Annotated in this window: 13 protein-coding genes; 8 read left to right on the top strand and 5 right to left on the bottom strand. The window is 50.2% G+C overall.

The window, feature by feature from the left end; translation table 11 throughout:
* Positions 1-65 precede the first annotated feature (65 nt).
* The 4 genes from ACMAY6_RS13900 to ACMAY6_RS13885 form a co-directional block, all read right to left on the bottom strand.
* Positions 66-764, bottom strand: coding sequence for a glutathione S-transferase N-terminal domain-containing protein (locus tag ACMAY6_RS13900; protein ID WP_435212777.1), 699 nt, complete (start codon positions 762-764; stop codon positions 66-68).
* Positions 761-1,495 carry a glutathione S-transferase family protein gene (locus ACMAY6_RS13895; protein WP_435212775.1) on the bottom strand — a complete coding sequence of 245 codons (735 nt, stop codon included), beginning with the start codon at positions 1,493-1,495 and terminating at the stop codon, positions 761-763. Before ACMAY6_RS13895 ends, ACMAY6_RS13900 begins: the two co-directional genes overlap by 4 nt.
* A gap of 451 nt (positions 1,496-1,946) precedes the next feature.
* A complete protein-coding gene (locus ACMAY6_RS13890; protein ID WP_435212773.1) occupies positions 1,947-3,224 on the bottom strand; it encodes a DUF1501 domain-containing protein in 1,278 nt (425 codons plus the stop codon).
* On the bottom strand, positions 3,205-5,721 hold the full coding sequence (locus ACMAY6_RS13885) for a DUF1588 domain-containing protein (protein ID WP_435212772.1): 2,517 nt from the start codon (positions 5,719-5,721) through the stop codon (positions 3,205-3,207). Before ACMAY6_RS13885 ends, ACMAY6_RS13890 begins: the two co-directional genes overlap by 20 nt.
* A 782-nt stretch (positions 5,722-6,503) precedes the next feature.
* Between ACMAY6_RS13885 and sppA the strand changes: the two genes are divergently transcribed.
* From sppA to ACMAY6_RS13850, 7 genes are all read left to right on the top strand, one after another.
* Complete coding sequence (sppA, locus tag ACMAY6_RS13880) at positions 6,504-8,333, top strand: signal peptide peptidase SppA (protein ID WP_435212771.1); 1,830 nt, start codon at positions 6,504-6,506, stop codon at positions 8,331-8,333.
* 938 nt (positions 8,334-9,271) lie between these two features.
* On the top strand, positions 9,272-9,850 hold the full coding sequence (locus ACMAY6_RS13875) for an NAD/FAD-utilizing enzyme (protein WP_435212769.1): 579 nt from the start codon (positions 9,272-9,274) through the stop codon (positions 9,848-9,850).
* A gap of 153 nt (positions 9,851-10,003) precedes the next feature.
* Positions 10,004-11,446 carry a c-type cytochrome gene (locus ACMAY6_RS13870; RefSeq protein ID WP_435212767.1) on the top strand — a complete coding sequence of 481 codons (1,443 nt, stop codon included), beginning with the start codon at positions 10,004-10,006 and terminating at the stop codon, positions 11,444-11,446.
* Positions 11,447-11,459: 13 nt separating this feature from the next.
* A complete protein-coding gene (locus ACMAY6_RS13865; RefSeq protein ID WP_435212765.1) occupies positions 11,460-13,232 on the top strand; it encodes a cytochrome c oxidase subunit I in 1,773 nt (590 codons plus the stop codon).
* Entirely contained in the window at positions 13,229-13,879 is a 651-nt protein-coding gene (locus tag ACMAY6_RS13860; protein WP_435212763.1) for a cytochrome c oxidase subunit 3, read from the top strand. Before ACMAY6_RS13865 ends, ACMAY6_RS13860 begins: the two co-directional genes overlap by 4 nt.
* A gap of 14 nt (positions 13,880-13,893) precedes the next feature.
* Positions 13,894-14,613, top strand: a complete 720-nt coding sequence (locus ACMAY6_RS13855; protein WP_435212761.1) for a heme-copper oxidase subunit III family protein — start codon at positions 13,894-13,896, stop codon at positions 14,611-14,613.
* A gap of 11 nt (positions 14,614-14,624) precedes the next feature.
* Positions 14,625-15,011 (top strand): cytochrome C oxidase subunit IV family protein, encoded by a 387-nt coding sequence (locus ACMAY6_RS13850; protein WP_435212759.1) that lies wholly within the window; start codon positions 14,625-14,627, stop codon positions 15,009-15,011.
* Positions 15,012-15,209: 198 nt separating this feature from the next.
* Here the strand turns inward: ACMAY6_RS13850 and ACMAY6_RS13845 are convergent, their stop codons facing one another.
* Entirely contained in the window at positions 15,210-15,890 is a 681-nt protein-coding gene (locus ACMAY6_RS13845; RefSeq protein WP_435212757.1) for an SCO family protein, read from the bottom strand.
* Between the two features lie 168 nt (positions 15,891-16,058).
* On the opposite strand from ACMAY6_RS13845, the gene cyoE reads away from it, so the two are divergent.
* Positions 16,059-16,958, top strand: a complete 900-nt coding sequence (gene cyoE / locus ACMAY6_RS13840) for a heme o synthase (RefSeq protein ID WP_435212755.1) — start codon at positions 16,059-16,061, stop codon at positions 16,956-16,958.
* The last annotated feature ends 92 nt before the right edge of the window (positions 16,959-17,050 follow it).

The raw sequence follows: 17,050 nt of genomic DNA, 5'->3' as shown, positions 1-17,050 counted from the left end.
AAGCGCTCACCGCTATAGCGCGGGGGCGGCTGGCAATTCCCTCACTTTTGTTGCTCAGGGCCGATTTATTGCTTGAACTGCTTAGCGCCAAACATATTGTTATACGTCTCTTCGGTGGGGTTGCCCACTTTCATATCCTCAGCCATGACCGAGATGCCGCGCTGTACTGCGGGCCGGATCGCCACCGTCTCGGACCAGCGCTTGACGTTGGGATACTGCGTAATGTCGATACGATGCATCTCCTGCTGCTTGGGCATGGTCCAGGGAAAGGTGGCTACGTCGGCAATGGAGTAATTCGAACCCGCCAAATATTCCGATTCACCTAAGCGTCGGTCCATAACCCCGTACAGCTGTTTGCACACATTGTGATAGCGTTCCTTGGCCAGCGGCACATCCTCTGGACAGTAACCCTGAAAATACCCGTTCTGGCCAAACATAGGGCCCACATTGCCCATCTGAAACATCAGCCACTGAATAACGTCGTAGCGTTCCACTGAATCTTGTGGCCACAACTTGCCGGTTTTTTCTGCCAGGTACATAAGAATGGCGCCCGATTCAAACACCGTATAGGGCTCACCCTGAGGGCCGTCAGTATCAACAATGGCCGGTATGCGGTTGTTGGGGCTGATCGCAATAAACGCTGGATCGAACTGATCGCCTTCCAAAATGTTGACGATGCAAACCTCATACTCGAGTTCTACTTCTTCGAGCATGATGGCGGTTTTGTGGCCGTTGGGCGTTGGCCAGTAATAATGCTTGATCATTTTTTAACACCCTGAGCTGCCAGTACCTCCTGAACATTCTTTTGCAAAAATGCTGCCGAGTCATCGCCTTCAAAGTCTCGATTGTAGTGGCTTGTTACCGAGGGCCGTTGGATAGATTCCTCCCACCAGGCTTTCAGATTAGGGCGCCCATCGAAACAATCAAAATCCGGATACAGAGGATCTTTGGCGTCATAGAAATTCACTCTGAAATCCATATAACTAATCGCGTGAAGCATGGACGCTTGGCCAATATCAAAGCCGTCGAAGCCCTGCTTGCAGGCGGCTTCTAGGGAGTCACAGCCACGAATAATTTTTGGCCAGATCCACTCAAAAAACTCGATGCGCTGATTTTCTTCGGGATTCCATCCTTCCATGACCAGCATGACCGTGGTCTCGAACATGGTGTCTGCCAAAGCAAGGCGAGTAATGGCGTCCCAGCGAGCGGGTCCTGCAGGGGGATACAGGTGCTTGCCAGATTGGCTCATGCTGTCGATGCATTCAACAACGGCCTGACTGCCATACACCACTTGGCCGCTATCGAGCGCTAGGGTTGGCACTTTATTGAGTGGGTTTAGTGCGGCGATTGAGTAGGCATCGCCCTGGTCCTCGCCCTCGCGGTTTTTGAAAGGGTAGGTAGGCACAAAGGTGACCTCATCCCAAAGACCGGCTTCATGGATGGTAACGAGAACCTTGTGAATGAACGTATGAAAAGGGGAATAAAATAATTTCACGGGGCTTAACCTCTGAGAGCTATGTTTAAACCAGCGTTCAGCATAGCAGTTATCATTTCAGTTGCAGGCGCGATCTTTCACTGTGTAGCAAATCAGTCGTGTGCAGAGGTGATGTCGACCGTCAGGTGTATACCCCTGCGAAACTATGGTTGATCAAACTGATCACCCCTAGTTGGCCATCTCTGTATTTCGGCAGACTTGTCATATATCCGATCCTCCCGGGGCAGGTCTCGAGTATTTCGGTGGCGTTGGGGTTGTGCAGCGCTGGAACAGCTCCGCCCGCGTTCCGTTGCCTTGGGTTTGCAGCACCTCTCTCAATTGGCTTGAGGGAGCTTTATTTCACTCACGATTACTGAAGACGACTCCCAGCGCGTTGCTGCGTGGTGTGCGAACTCCAGGGTTCGCCAAGTGCTCTGAGAGCAGCGCAGCGTTAAAAGCTGCTGAGAAAAACCTAGGTCATGAGGTCTGGGTTGAAAAAATCATACTGTTCCGTTTGTAGAAATCCGTACCCAACTTGAGCGGCGAAGTCATCAATGCCCAAATAGCGATGCAATGCATGATGAACGTGCTTTGGATAAATCAGCGAGCCTGAGCTCGATACTTTTAGAGTCGACGGGTCAATTTTTTCGGCATTTTGTAAGGCATCGGTTTGTCCTACGCTGCGACCGCCCCAGTCAGCATTTCCCTGCATAATGAGGTAGGAGTTAATGGGCCAGTGGTCCTTGCCGCCAAAGGAGTTGTAGTAGGGCGTTCTGCCAAAATCAGAGGACACGACAACCACCAATTTGTCCCTGATTTCGAGTTCGTCAGCCATGTCCCAAAGGTAGATTAGCGCGTCATTCAGAGCTTGAATGTTTTGAACTTGCGAGAACTCACCGCTTGAATGCGTGTCCCAGTCACCACCTGCACCGCACTCAACGCTTGCGGTGGTCCCGGTACTAAAAGCCACTAGGCCAGTGAGTATCTGCGCTTTTAGATTACTGTCGCCCTTGTACACGCCTTGGGACTGAGGCATCTCATCTGGCAGGTTGTGGTACAGCGTGTTTAACAACGTCCTGCCTTGCATCCCATTTTCAAAGGCATTCAGGCGGTTAGCCAGTGTGTCGTTGTACCGCTCTTGCCCGGCCATGACATCCAACCCCCGAGATTTATACTGCGCAAGCAAGGCTTCTTCAGTGCTATTACGGGGGCGCACCAAATCTTTTAATCCACCCGGGTTGGTTTTGGCTGTGCGAACAAGACCCTGATCAGCACCAAAATATCCGTTGTTGATTAATGCTATTGGCGCATTGGGAGCTTTCGCTGCCGCATACAGGGCTGCCAGGGTGGGGCGGCCCTCGCTTGCGGAGCCTGTCCACGTGTGGCGCTCGCCTGTTTGGTGCGCATTGGTTTGAGTGTCGACGCCATTTATCACCAACGAATCCGAGGCTATTTTTCGGAACATTTCGTCATTGTTTGCGATCGGCGCAAATAAGATATTCCCCACCGACTGAGTATCGCCAGCCTCAGACCAGTTGGTAATCGGCAGCTCTCCGGGCACATTTATCTTAGGGTCACAAAAGAGCGATAGATCCCATCCCCCGGCTGCATGAATCGTCATCAGGTAAGGTCCATCATACGGAGAAGAACCTTGCACCAATGAAACTCGACTTGAGGCGATTAGGGCTGCCGTGCTGGCCAAGAATTTTCGCCGCGTCAAACCCATGGTTTTACTCATTGATGTAATCATAGTGAGCCACCATGTAATCGAATATAAGGCGCCAAGCCCAGGTATTTGCTTGTTCAACCGGTGTCGTATTGGCCGGTTGCCGAACCCCTCTCGCATCCAAATCGTCCGCTAGCTTTGCATAGGACAGATCATCCCAAAGATAGCAGCTCGTGGTTGACTCGTGGGTCTTCTGTGCTTCGAGCAACAAATCTACCAGCAACTCGACGTCATCAGATTCCGCCGTCACGCTGCGCCCGTGTAACCGCGAATACAAATTTACCAACACCGCTCGCAGCTCCTCAGAGTCTGTTGGAGTCGATGAAAAATCTAATGTATTTAAATACTGGCGCTGGCCATCGACGGTTTCAGCCTCTATCTCGGAGACAACACAAGCTACGCCGGATGCGTGCTGCTCCACGGCAGCGAGAGAAAGACTTGAAACCTCTCTGGCTCTCGACTTAACTTGGTAAGAATCGATGCCTCCTAGCGCTATATTGACCCACTCTGACACGTAGGTGACGGTTTCGGGAAGAATGTTTTGTCTCTCTTGCTCCCAAACCTTAAATCCAAAAAGTGATTTGGTCTTACTGTCGAGTTCTTCCGGTGTGAGTAGTCGTCGAGTGCCGAGCCTAGCCACTGAAAATAACGTAGCGTTTTGACTCACAACCTCACCGCTGGAAAACCAGTGTGAGAGGACCATTTCTCGCAGCAATGCTTTCAACTTAAATTGGTTTTGAACGAAGACGCCAGCCAGCTTATTCACCTCATAGCGTTGCAAGCTAAAGGCCTCAAGCTCTTCATTGTAATTGGGAAGTTGAGGATCTTCTGGTGCTTTCAATAAAGCGCTGCCCATCACGGTAGGCCACCAAAACTCGACGGTGGCTACTGGGAACCTAGGGTCTGCAACAATTTGCTGTGCCAACCATTGCAGACTGTTGGAGGCGTCTGGGGCAGAATTGCCGTTCATCCCCGGCGTTCTCATATCGCGAAACCAGGTATCCCCGCTGACGTAGCCTGATTCCGGATCGAGCTTATACGAGAAGGGCAGAGTATCCGTAAAATCGCTGTCCCTGAAAAAGCCCAACGCACCATAGTTTTGGAAGGCGCCTGCCACCGGATCGAGGGTTTGATGGCATACCGTGCAAGCAGGATTTAACAAGGTTGGATTGTTTTTATCGGCTAGCGCGGCCGCATCGGTGGTCCTCGCAGCTGATGCTTCCACGTCGAGCCCTAAAAAGAATTTATAAGTCCACCGAGCACGCGCGCGATTTCGGTTGGTTTCAGTCGTCGGGTAGCGCTGCAAAAATGCCACCGTGTTAAGAATTCCCGCATGTGGCCATTCAAGGGGCTCCCAAGAGCTGGGATAGCATTCGCCCCCATCGATGGGAATGCAAACTTCTCCGCCGGGGGGGGAGTTAAATGTGCCGAAATTCTTGGCTGGTCTGAACTCCTTATGAAATTTGGTGTATTCGCCGTCGTAAACAACCTTTTGCGTCCATGGGTCCTCGAGCTTAGCGTTCAAAATATCCGCCGTTAACGGCGTCACCATCGTGTAGTCGGCAGTTAATATTTCGGTATAAGGTTTATCGTTTTCAACCACATACGCAATGAGCTCGGCGGGGGCGCGAGCGTGTCCGTAATTATTCGCTATCCACAGCTCCCAAGCTTCATTATTACGGTAGAGATCCTCATTCCGCTCTAGGTTCTCAAAAAGGGCCATTTTAGTTTCCCCAGTTCCTGGCCACGAAGTCCCCCATAGCTGGATTGGAAAAAGTCCTTTTGTGAAAGCATCGGTGAGTAACTGATCATTTGCGCCCGTTACCAGAAAGTCATGGAAGCCTTGACCGGCCATGAGCTCGTCAATCGCTGTATCTAACGTAATGTCGCCGCGGCTTAGTCGGTCAAGCTCTTCTGTCGTGGGTACCCGTCGACTTAGGACAACGGCAGCTTTGCGATAGAGCTGAGGGGTACTCAAGCTGTTTACTCCGCTCCACAATGTGTCGGGGGTAACATCGCCAGCTGTTTTCTTTAGTGAAGATGGGCTGCAAGTCGAACCGAGCTCCAACGAATGTAAAAAGTCAGCGAGCAATTTATAGTCTGAGGAGAAGGGCTCAATAACAGCGCCGCCACCGTGCGCCGCCCCCTGTGCTTTATTTAGTATGTATTGAGAACTACGTGCTTCCGAGAGGGCGTGGAAATTTGAAAAGTTAAAATCAAGGTAGGTCGGGTCCGATGTTTGACGCAACGCCAGTGAGGCTCCCGCCTTGGGGGCAAGGCCATTCTCAATGTGACAACCAATGCACTTATTTTGAACGACCGCATCGGCAGCGTCATACAAGTTTTGGGCGTGGGCCTCCGCGCCACCCGCGGCACCGATCCTGAGTTGGCAAGCTAGGCTGAGGGCTGTTCCAAGAGAGCCGGGATAAGCACTCAAATCACCGATCACACCGAAGGTCAAAGCAAAGGCGATAGCCTTGCCGATCCTGCCATGATGCTTACGTTTAATATGTTCTGACATGGGCACTAGGTTGTTTGCCGCTCTACCTGTCCTTATTTCTCCCGATCGTACTCGATTATCATTGTGCGACAAAGCGCCTGACTTGATCCCACCGTGGCGATTTCTGCTGGGACAACTATTTCACCCCCTGCTCGTATGTCGCTGTTTGTGCATAGCCTGCTGAATTCGGGTTGGTGATTTACTAGGAAAGTCGATAGTCCATTATTGGAAGTAGCCTCTGACCTGTGAAAAGTCAGAGTGGTAGTGACGATCATTTGAACAGGCGCAAGGTCCTGTTCGCCGAATAGGCGGATAAGGCAAACCCTTGGCGGTGGCCACTGAGCAGCGGCGCTTCCTCAGACCTGTCTATCAACATTTGAAGTCCGCCTAAGGGCCGGTTGCATGATGAGATTGAGCGGGCAGTTAGCAACAAACTCAGGCTTGTTTCGTGCCTTTGGGCTTCGTGCCTGCAAGGCCTGCTGAGGGGAGCATTACAAAGGACTCCATTACTGATACCATGTATCACTGACTGTGGTTTGCGCCAATAACCCTACATCAGTGCGTACGCTGCGAACCGCTATTCTTGGTTACAGTAGCACCCCGAAAATGCCACTGTTACTCCCTCACAGCAACGCTGATGAGCCTGGGTTCATCGTCGCAGTCCAGTCAAAAATCTCACCTACGGTTGTAATGACTGCTGGCCACCTACATAATTGACCGCTGGTCATTTATTGGTTTTGAAGCAATTATCAAGGTTACCGAAGCAACCTCACATTCAGGATGATAGTAAGTTGGAGAGTTTTATGAGTGCGTTTACATCTATTTTTTCTTGGCTTGGTCGATTTCTAAAAAAAGTACGATCCATTGCGCTGGACTTGGGTACCGCCCTCATTGTCATGTTTTTTGTGATTGCAATAATTAAAGCGCTGACCGCTTCTGGGCCAGACGTTGAGGATCCGGCCGGCAAAGCGCTGCTGATCGACCCAGAGGGAATGGTAGTTGATCAAGAAGTTTTCAACTCAGAGTCTTTATTGACCACCGTTACAGACGCTTCCAGCACTCAAATTCAAACGCGAGATCTCATAAAGCTCATAAGGGCAGCGGCTGAAGATGACAGTATTCCTGCGGTGGTCGTTGATTTCTCATCCACTGGTTTTGCTGGGCCAACGACAGCAATCAATGTTGCAAAAGAGCTAAAAGCCCTTCGAGATTCTGGTAAGAGAGTCATTGCTTTTAATGATCGTCTGTCTACCACATCTTATCTCATGGCCTCTCAAGCATCTGAAGTATGGGTTCACCCGGTCGGAAGCATAAGCGTCAGAGGTCTTGGTGGAATGAGAAACTACAATAAAGACCTTTTCGAAAACCTGAAAATAACGGTACACAACTATTCACAGGGAGATTTTAAATCTGCAACTGAAACAAGTTGGAGATCGAGTATGTCTGAGAATGACAGGATGCAGCGAGAAGCTCTGCTCTTTCCTATTTGGGAGGAAATGAAATCTTTGATGGCGGAAGGGCGTGGAATTGAATCAGATGACATCCAATCTTTTGCAGATAACTACGTGGGATTTTTTGGTGAGGCTGCCATAGGAAACATTGCCTATGCACAAGCCAACAACCTTATTGATGGCACCAAATCATTTCCTGAGTTCCGTAAATACATGATTGAGGAGTTTGGGTTAGACGAGGAAGCTGAAACAGAAACTTACAAAACCATTTCTTATGCAGAGTACGCGAAACAAATAACTGATGATTCCTCGGATAGTGGTAACCAAATTGCCGTTATTACTGCCGAAGGCGCAATCAGGGAGGGAGAAATCTCTCAGGGCGTGGCTGGTGCCAACGGGGTTGTAAAACAGATTAGGAAAGCACACGAAGACGAAAGTACGAAAGCAATAGTCTTCAGAGTCAATAGCCCTGGTGGCTCCATTATTGCCAGTGAAATGATGAGAGATGAGTTGCTGGCTGCCAAAAGAAAGGGCATCAAGGTGATCGTTTCTATGGGCGACTACGCTGCCTCTGGCGGTGTGTATATCTCAACTCCCGCGGATTATATCTTTGCTGAGCCTACAACCATTACGGGCTCTATAGGTGTGGCGATTGCCCTGCCAACATTGGAAAACGCTATGGATTACATTGGCGTAAACTTCGATGGTGTTGTGACTTCCAAGCATGGTGGTTGGGACCCGACTCAGGCAATTGACGATGACCTCGATAAAATCTTTGCAAGCTGGGGCTCAGAGGCATACGACCGATTTATTAACTTCGTCGCTGAATCAAGGTCTCAAACCTATGACGATATCAAAGCGATTGCTGGCGGCAGGGTCTGGATTGCAACCAGCGCTAAAGACATCGGGTTGGTAGATGAGATTGGGGGCGTTGACGATGCACTCACGTATGCGGCCAGCCTGGCTGAGTTAGAAGATTATCAAGTTGAATATTATGGTCAGGAACTTTCTCCTGAGGAGATAATTCTCAAAGAACTGTTAGAACAGTTAGATGTGTCCATAGGTGAGCCAAAAGTTTTATCGGCGCTGAGTGGCATCGCCAAACTCTATGGAACATTAATCGACATTCATGAACCCAAGGCTTTGTTAGCTTGCAAGGATTGCTTGGTGGATCTTGATTAATGGCTCACCAAAAGGCTAGTCATCCTTCTGAGAAGCCTTAAGAGAGGTGCGGTTGTGTAACGGTGGTTGTCTCGCGAGTTTTGATGTTGGGTGCCCAACCCTACATTTTGCTTGGTCGAATTCGTTTTCACTTTGTAGATCGTGATGCGGTCACCAACTTATATTTAAAGATGCCTTAAACGTAAAGTAATGTATTAATTAATGAGGTGAGTAGGTAATGTTGAGAGCCACTCTTTAGGTGGAGTCGGTCTTAAACATTGTTGTTTAGTAATGATATTTTTGCTGTTAAAAATCGGTAGGGCGCCAGTGGCTAAGTTCTTTTGGCTCCTATGCCTGTCAGTCACATTGCAACTCGCCAGAACTTGCCCCACCTCAGTGAATCGAAAAATCATTATGGAGTAAAAACAGGACTATAGAGGGGTGGGGAGACAAGACGGATTGTTTCAAGCGCGCTTGCCTCGCGGGCTGTCACCCCTTCGGGGCGCCGCCGCTGCGTTCTGGCGACCAACATGCTCCTGAAGTCGCATGTTGTCGAACCGCCGACCTCTACCGTGTCAAGGCTCACAGAACTCGCCACAACACGGCCGCAGCGTACCCGATTAAGTCCTCTACGCTCATAGTACTTGGCATTTGAGGTAGTGCCAAATGCCCCTGGGTTGTTGTCTGTCAACGCTGCTTAGATAGATTTTGCATGCAGGGTTCAATTGACCGATCAGACTCAACAGAAAGAGAAAGCTCTCAAAATATGCGCTGAAATGGGTCTACTAAAAACGCCTTGTTATTCATCGATGTTGAGGTGTACAGTGTTGGTTAGAGGAATTTCTGGACCACCTAGAGATCCTATGTCTCGTGATGGGAAGGTGCGCAGGTCCAAAAATTTTTGAAAAGTGGTTAGCGGTTAGGAGAGGTTGGGTGTAAACATTAAATAGGAGAGCAGTATGAAGCGCTTCTACTACACCGGAGATAGTCTGGACGAATTCGAACAGATTGAGCGCGACCTAGAGTCGTGCGGCATACCTCGATCTCAAATTTATTTGCTTAGCAACGACGACGTGGGCCTCGATAACCACGACGTTAATCGGGTTGCAAGCTTTTTCAAAACTGATGTTATTCATTCAGGTGAAATTGGTGCTTTGCTCGGGCTAGCGATCGCAGCGGCGATTCTACTCGTGACTCATTTCTCTGGAGTTGCCGCTCAAGTCGGCTGGGTGCCATTTGTGTTCCTGGCGATCGTGAGTTTTGGCTTTACGACCTGGGAGGCCGGGTTCATTGGCATCCAACGTCCTAATACTCACTTTATTCGTTTTGATGAAGCGCTGGCTCAAGGACGGCATGTAATGTTTGTCGAGACCAGAATTCCAGATAAGAAAAAACTAAAAAAGGTTTTCAAACACTATCCCAATATCAAGCGCGCTGGCACCGAGCGCACACACACCGGCTTGCTGATGCTAATCCTGCGTAGTTGGGAAAAGTTAAGAAGTTGTGCACTGGTCTTTCAGGGTCGACCAAGTAAATAACAATAATACCAGTCAGCTGCGATAAACAGCTGGCACTAGCGGGTATCGACAGCTCACGTAGAGCCTGAGGCTAGAGCATTTGTATCCTGTGACCGTCGATACCTTTGGTGGGCGAATGTGCCCATTCTTGACACTAGGTGCGAGAGTTACGATATGGCGGCTGCAATTGTTTTACTTGTTTTGGTAATGGGGACAGTCGTTTTTCATGCCCTCAGCCCTTGGTACTTCACTCCAATAGCGTCCAACTGGTCATCAATGGACAGCACTGTCACATTAACCTTTGTCGTGACAGGGCTGGCTTTTGTTCTGGTGAATGTGTTTATCGCTTATTGCTTAATAAAGTTTCGTAATAAGCCTGACCGACGCGCGGAATATGAGCCAGAGAGTATCAAGATGGAAAGCTGGCTCACGATTCTCACCACGGTCGGAATTGCCGCATTGCTGGCGCCTGGTCTGCTTATTTGGAAAGATGTGGTTACGCCGCCAAAAGAGTCCATGGAGCTGGAGGTTCTTGCGCGCCAATGGAACTGGTCCTATCGTCTGCCAGGCGAAGATGGTCAGCTGGGCGCTGTCGCGATTAGTCACACCAGTACTGCTAACCCTTTGGGTATAGACCCTTCCGATCCCTTAGGTCAGGACGATGTGATCATTTACGACCCGGTTTTGCATCTCAAAGTCGACCAACCGGTGACGTTTCTTTTGCGTTCCAATGATGTCTTGCACAACTTCACTGTCCCCCAGTTTCGCGTAAAAATGGATTTTGTCCCCGGTCAGGTTTCCTACATCTGGGCCGAGCCGCAGAAGCAGGGTAGTTATGATTTGCTCTGCGAAGAACTGTGTGGTGTTGGCCACTATGCCATGCGCGGACGAGTCATTGTTGATAGCGAGGAGACTTATAACGCCTGGTTAGCCGATCAGCCGACTTTTGCTCAGACCCAGGTTGAATTGAGCACTGACCTAGCTGCAGGTCAGGCTGCTTATGCGGTTTGTGGCTCTTGTCACGGCGCAAACGCAGAGGGCATTGAGTCTATGCATGCTCCAGGACTTGCGCATTTGGACAGCGAGTATATGAAGCGACAGTTGCGTCATTTCAAGCGGGGAGTGCGTGGCGCTCACGAGGATGATACTTGGGGGCGCACGATGGCGCCGATGGCCATGATGCTAGGCGACGCAGCCGCAATTAACGACGTGGTCAACTACATCGGGACGTTATCGGGTCAGGTTGGGTTTGATGGCGCCCCGGACTACAGCACGAGTAACGCTAAGGAGCGAACCGACCTCAGGGCTTTAGGTGATTCTAAAAGGGCGGTAGCCCTTTATGCGTCTACCTGTGCTCAGTGCCACGGCGACTCGGGTGAAGGTGTGTGGACCGTGAACGCGCCAGGACTCGCTGGTTTAGAGACTTGGTACCTTGCTTCTCAAATCAAGAATTTCCGAAATGGCATCCGGGGTCGCCACGCTGATGACCTCTATGGTCTGCAGATGGGGTTGATTTCCAACACGATGACAGACGATCAGGCGATTAATGATATGGCGGCCTACATCGCCACGTTAGAACTACCACAACAGCCGGTTAACCTAGCGCAGCAGAAATAGTCGAGACAATAAAATGGAATATACAGCACACGACGAGACTAGTTTTGTTCGACCCGCAGAAGTCGCCGAAATGGAGCTTTATCATGCCAAGACCTGGCTGGGGAAATATGTTTTTTCCCAGGACGCAAAGACTATTGCGATTCAGTATGCCGCAACCGCTATTGCGATAGGAATAGTGGCGCTTGTTCTGTCATGGCTAATGCGATTGCAGCTGGCGTGGCCAAATACCTTCAGCTTTATTGACCCCGCTTACTACCTTCAGGCGGTCACCATGCATGGCATGATTATGGTGGTGTACCTCCTGACCGCGCTCTTTCTCGGGGGGTTTGGTAATTACTTGATCCCACTAATGGTTGGGGCCCGGGACATGGTATTCCCGTGGTTAAACATGCTGAGTTTTTGGGTTTACTTCACAGCGGTAACCCTGTTGGCGGCGAGCTTCTTTGTTGATGGCGGTTCAACCGGGGCAGGGTGGACGCTCTACCCACCTCAGGCGATTCTGCCGGGTACTCCAGGGTCTGAGACAGGCATCCTTTTGATGTTGGCGTCTCTGGCCGTATTCATCATAGGTTTCACAATGGGTGGGCTAAATTATGTAGTGACAGTTCTTCAGGCAAGGACCCGTGGCATGACTTTGATGCGTATGCCGCTGACCGTTTGGGGGATTTTTGTCGCAACTATTCTTGCCTTATTCGCTTTTCCAGCGCTATTTGTAAGCGCGATCATGATGGCGCTAGATATTCTACTGGGGACGAGCTTCTTCATGCCCGCCATCATGACTATGGGCAACGAGGCTAGTCATGTTGGTGGTAATCCCCTGCTGTTCCAGCATCTTTTCTGGTTCTTCGGGCACCCGGAGGTTTACATTGTTGCTTTGCCCGCGTTCGGCATCGTCTCTGACCTCATCAGCATTCATGCGCGAAAGAATATCTTCGGCTATCGCATGATGGTGTGGGCCATCATCATTATTGGCGCTCTCAGTTTCGTGGTGTGGGCGCATCATATGTACGTCAGTGGCATGAACCCCTACTTTGGCTTCTTCTTTGCAACGACAACCCTGATTATCGCGGTACCTACTGCACTCAAAGTTTACAACTGGGTTTTGACCCTTTGGCGAGGGAATATTCACCTGACCGTTCCCATGCTCTTTTCGATAGCATTCTTGCTGTTCTTTATTAATGGCGGCATGACCGGGCTTTTCCTTGGTAACGCAACAGTAAGTATGCCGCTGTCTGATACGCTCTTCGTGGTTGCTCATTTCCATATGGTGATGGCAGTGGCACCAGTTATGGTGGTGTGCGGCGCGATTTATCACTGGTATCCCAAAATCACGGGCCGGTGGTATCACAAGGGCATGGCTCGTTTCCATTTTTGGACAACCTTTATCGGGTCGTATCTAGTATTTTTGCCCATGCACTACCTAGGCATCATGGGCGTACCCCGTCGGTACTTTGAAATCACGGGCACCACCTTCCTTCCTGAATCAGCACAGAGTGTTAATGAGAGCATTACGATTGCTGCACTGGTTGTTGGATTTGCTCAGATGGTCTTTCTCTATAATCTGATTGCGAGTGCCATTATTGGTAAAAAGGCGCCGGATAATCCATGGAATGCGACAACACTTGAGTGGCAAACAGAAACCACGCCACCGGGGCATGGCAATTTCGGTAAAGAATTGCCCTGCGTTTATCGGTGGGCCTATGACTACAGTGTCCCCGGGGCAGATGAAGACTTCATTCCCCAAAACGTACCTCCCCGCAGTTCGCGGGTTGCAGTTGCAACATGAGCACCTTATTTACTGAACATCCCTGGATTGCCAGCACAGAACCTGTCTCACCAGCTTTGTCAGCTGTGCAGATTTCGGTGAATTCACGGCGTTCCGCGCTCAAAGTGTTGCTGAGTGTGGTCACTGTGTTTTTCTTGCTTATGATTGTTGCTTGCGGTGGTCGGATGCTCTACCAGGACTGGCGACCAGCGCCGCAGATAAATCTGCTGTGGGCGAATACGGGCTTGCTGATGCTAAGCAGTCTATGCCTACAGGCAGCGTTGCTTTTGTCGCGAGCCGCCAAGAGTCTGTGGGTGCGTGTTGCCTTAGTGGGAGCTGGCGTCCTGACTTTGCTGTTTCTTGTGGGGCAGCTCGCTGCCTGGCTGCAGCTGACCGAAATGGTGCTGGGTGATTTCAGCAATCCATCGGTTGGGTTCTTTTTTATGATTACCGGTGTCCACGGCTTGCACATGGTGGGCGGCATGATCGCACTGACGCGCGCCATCAAGCGCTCCTTTGAACAGGCTGATGTCCGAATACTGGAGGACAGCTTATCGAACTGTGCACTGTACTGGCACTACCTGTTGGGTGTTTGGCTAGTAGTTTTCGGTTTGCTGTTCATTGGTGACAACTTCGAGGTCCTGCTCAGAATTTGCGGATTTATTTAACGGGAGAATAGACCATGTCGACTGAGACTATGGCGCCAGATTCACTGGAATTGAAGCCCGGGATGGACGGCTTCTTTGATGACTGGAGTTCAGATCAGCTTGCCTTTAAGGAGGTTCCTTGGGGTAAGGCCATGATGTGGATTTTTCTGGTCAGCGATACGTTCATCTTCGGCTGTTTCCTCGCCTCCTATATGACCGTTCGAAAGTCAACGTTGGAGCCATGGCCAAGTGCTAGTGAAGTTTTTGCGCTCAGTTTTGGAGGAGCGCCAATCCCGCTCATTTTGATTGCGATTATGACATTCGTGCTGATCACCTCGAGCGGCACTATGGCGCTTGCGGTCAACTATGGCTATCGAAAGAACAAGTGGGTCACCTTTTGGCTACTGGTAACCACCGCGGTTCTCGGAGCAACCTTTGTGGGTATGCAGGTGTTTGAGTGGAGCAAGCTCATTTTTGAGGAGGGCGTCAGGCCTTGGGGCAACCCCATGGGTGCCGCCCAGTTTGGATCGGTGTTCTTTATGATCACCGGTTTCCATGGTTTTCACGTTTCCATCGGGGTGATCTTCCTTTTAATTTTTAGCTATAAGGTGGCTCGAGGGCATCTCGATGATCAGACGCAAGGTTGGTTTACCAAGCGCGGCGGTAATTACGAGGAGATAGAAATCCTTGGACTCTACTGGCACTTTGTAGATTTGGTTTGGGTTTTTATTTTCGCGCTTTTCTATCTTTGGTGAGGGGGTAAAGAATGGACCACACTGCTGACGGTCACGCACAGGTTGTCCGAGAGGAGCAGGCTATCCAGCATCCGCTGGGGGTTTACTTCAAGATCTGGATTCTTCTTTTTATCCTTAGTGCCATGTCGTATGCCGTGGATTTCTTTCAGGTTCAGGGCTATCTGCGCTGGTTCCTGATTTTGATGTTTATGGTGCTAAAGGCCGGCCTCATCATTGCGGTGTTTATGCATATGGTGTGGGAACGCCTGGCAATGGTGTATTTCATTTTGGTACCGCCTGCACTTTTACTGACACTGGTTGCGATCGGCGCCTTAGAGGCCGACTGGACGTTTTTCCAGCGTGGCGTTTATTTTCTAAAAGAACTGATTCTTGAGGCGCCGGTATCGCCGCACCATTGAGTCAGCCCGCCTGAGAAGTACAAGAGGAGAAAAAAATGGGAGGGCAAAAAGCTGAGGGCACGAACTACACGAAGCATGCTGTGGTTTTTTTATTGCTAACAGTATTCATGTATTGCTTCGCTTACGTCTTGGTTGATCACAATCAGAATGTACCGTCGCGGATTGATACGGTCCACGCGGACAAACAAGAATAGAGGTTTAGAGGCGTTGGGTTACGGCTTGTTTACCCCTGGAATGAAATAGCTGGGAAAATTGCTCGGCGACCTCGCCGGCATTAAAAGGCGGGCTGATGATGGCAGTGTATTGGGCCAGTGGGTCTACCAGATAGACCGCGCTCGAGTGAGTGACCGAGTAGACTTGTTCAGCCGTCTCTGGTTCTAACCGAAAAGGCGCACCTAACTGCCGCGTGAGATTGGTGAGTTGACCCACTGAACCCGTAGCACCAAGGAAGGTAGGGTCAAAGTAACTGACGTAGCGCTCGATCTGAGCGGCTTTGTCGCGGGCGGGGTCGACTGAAATGAAGACAAATTGAAGATCAATATCACTGATGCCGCGGGCAACAATCTCTGTTTTTACTTTAGAAAGGTCATAAAGCGTGGTGGGGCATATATCGGGGCAGAACATGAAGCCAAAGAAAATAAATGACCAACGTGATTCCAGCGATTTGAGGTCAAACACCCCTTTCGCATCATCCACCAAAGTGAATTCGGCCAGCGGCCGCCTCTCTGGCAGTGTTACTAGTGCTTGGGGCATGACAGTGCTTGACAGCGTTTGGGATTGCCATAGTGCCCAATACCCCGACGCTGTCAGTGAGACACCAACGAGTGCTGCTACAAGAAGCAGCGGCACCATTAATTTTTCTCGAATCACTGTTCGCATGATCAAGCAAACCTCTGCGTTAGCCTGGAAACAGTCTGACAACAGTGCCGCGTACACGTCAACGCTCTTTTTGGCCGCACCTTTGGTTGCAGATTTTGCAGCTCTTTTTAGTGGAAAACCGATAATCAACAAAGCTGTTCAATCACCTCAAATTAGTGGCGCGCATTGATGAAATTAAGCCTGATCGAGCGCGCCACCTGGCGAGATTACTATGAGCTGTGTAAGCCGAATGTGGTTTGGCTGATGATGGTCACGGCAATAGTAGGGATGTGCATGGCCACGCCTGGGGTGGTGCCCATTGATATTGTTATCTTCGCAAGCATAGGCATTGCGCTGTGTGCTGCCTCGGCAGCAGCCATTAATCACCTCGCTGACCGACACATTGATGCGGTTATGGCAAGAACCTCAGGGCGACCCATCGTTAAAGGAAAGATCGATTCTCAGGGAGCGGCCATTTTTGCCTTTTCTCTGGGTTGCTTGGGAATGTTGCTACTTCTGACACGCGTCAATCCGCTCACTGCCTGGCTCACACTGATCTCTCTAGTTGGCTACGCCTTTGTTTATACGTTTTATTTGAAGCGAGCCACATCGCAAAACATCGTAATCGGTGGCCTAGCTGGAGCCATGCCCCCCTTGCTCGGGTGGACAGCGATAACTGACGAGGTGACTGTGCATGGGTTGTTACTGGTACTAATCATTTTCGTTTGGACGCCGCCGCACTTTTGGGGCCTCGCCATCGCAAGGAAAGATGAATACGCCAAGGTCGATATTCCGATGCTACCTGTGACCCACGGGAGTCAATACACCGCGCGGCAATGTTTTCTGTACACAGTGGTACTTTTTCCGGTGGCTCTTCTGCCTGTAGTGACGGGTCTCAGTAGCTGGATTTACATGATTGGCGCGATGGTCCTCGGGGGCATGTTTATTCGCCGCGCGTTGATTCTGCTTCGTACCATGGAAAACAAAGATGCAATGAAGTTGTTTTCGTTTTCCATTATGTATTTGCTGTTGATCTTTCCCCTAATGCTCCTTGACCACTATCTGCTGCCTATTCCTTTTATGAGTTAAGGCTGCCTAGTTAGAGGTTCGGCGAAGCTTGATACTGTGCTAAACCTCCAAACGTAAAATCCCCGCCGATGGCGAGGTTTTCACGTTTGGTA

It is taken from the genome of Luminiphilus sp. nBUS_16 (genome assembly GCF_051201645.1).
Classification (GTDB): Bacteria; Pseudomonadota; Gammaproteobacteria; order Pseudomonadales; family Halieaceae; genus Luminiphilus.
The sequence above is the reverse complement of the archived record's forward strand: the minus strand, read 5'-3'. Positions and strand labels throughout refer to the sequence as shown.

What these genes read in the sequence shown, in the direction of transcription:
- ACMAY6_RS13865 (WP_435212765.1), top strand. Translation starts at nt 11,460, where the DNA reads ATGGAATATACAGCACACGACGAGACTAGTTTTGTTCGACCCGCAGAA.
- sppA (WP_435212771.1), top strand. Translation starts at nt 6,504, where the DNA reads ATGAGTGCGTTTACATCTATTTTTTCTTGGCTTGGTCGATTTCTAAAA.
- ACMAY6_RS13875 (WP_435212769.1), top strand. Translation starts at nt 9,272, where the DNA reads ATGAAGCGCTTCTACTACACCGGAGATAGTCTGGACGAATTCGAACAG.
- ACMAY6_RS13900 (WP_435212777.1), bottom strand. Translation starts at nt 764, where the DNA reads ATGATCAAGCATTATTACTGGCCAACGCCCAACGGCCACAAAACCGCC.
- ACMAY6_RS13850 (WP_435212759.1), top strand. Translation starts at nt 14,625, where the DNA reads ATGGACCACACTGCTGACGGTCACGCACAGGTTGTCCGAGAGGAGCAG.
- ACMAY6_RS13860 (WP_435212763.1), top strand. Translation starts at nt 13,229, where the DNA reads ATGAGCACCTTATTTACTGAACATCCCTGGATTGCCAGCACAGAACCT.
- ACMAY6_RS13885 (WP_435212772.1), bottom strand. Translation starts at nt 5,721, where the DNA reads ATGTCAGAACATATTAAACGTAAGCATCATGGCAGGATCGGCAAGGCT.
- ACMAY6_RS13855 (WP_435212761.1), top strand. Translation starts at nt 13,894, where the DNA reads ATGTCGACTGAGACTATGGCGCCAGATTCACTGGAATTGAAGCCCGGG.
- cyoE (WP_435212755.1), top strand. Translation starts at nt 16,059, where the DNA reads ATGAAATTAAGCCTGATCGAGCGCGCCACCTGGCGAGATTACTATGAG.
- ACMAY6_RS13890 (WP_435212773.1), bottom strand. Translation starts at nt 3,224, where the DNA reads ATGATTACATCAATGAGTAAAACCATGGGTTTGACGCGGCGAAAATTC.
- ACMAY6_RS13870 (WP_435212767.1), top strand. Translation starts at nt 10,004, where the DNA reads ATGGCGGCTGCAATTGTTTTACTTGTTTTGGTAATGGGGACAGTCGTT.
- ACMAY6_RS13845 (WP_435212757.1), bottom strand. Translation starts at nt 15,890, where the DNA reads ATGCGAACAGTGATTCGAGAAAAATTAATGGTGCCGCTGCTTCTTGTA.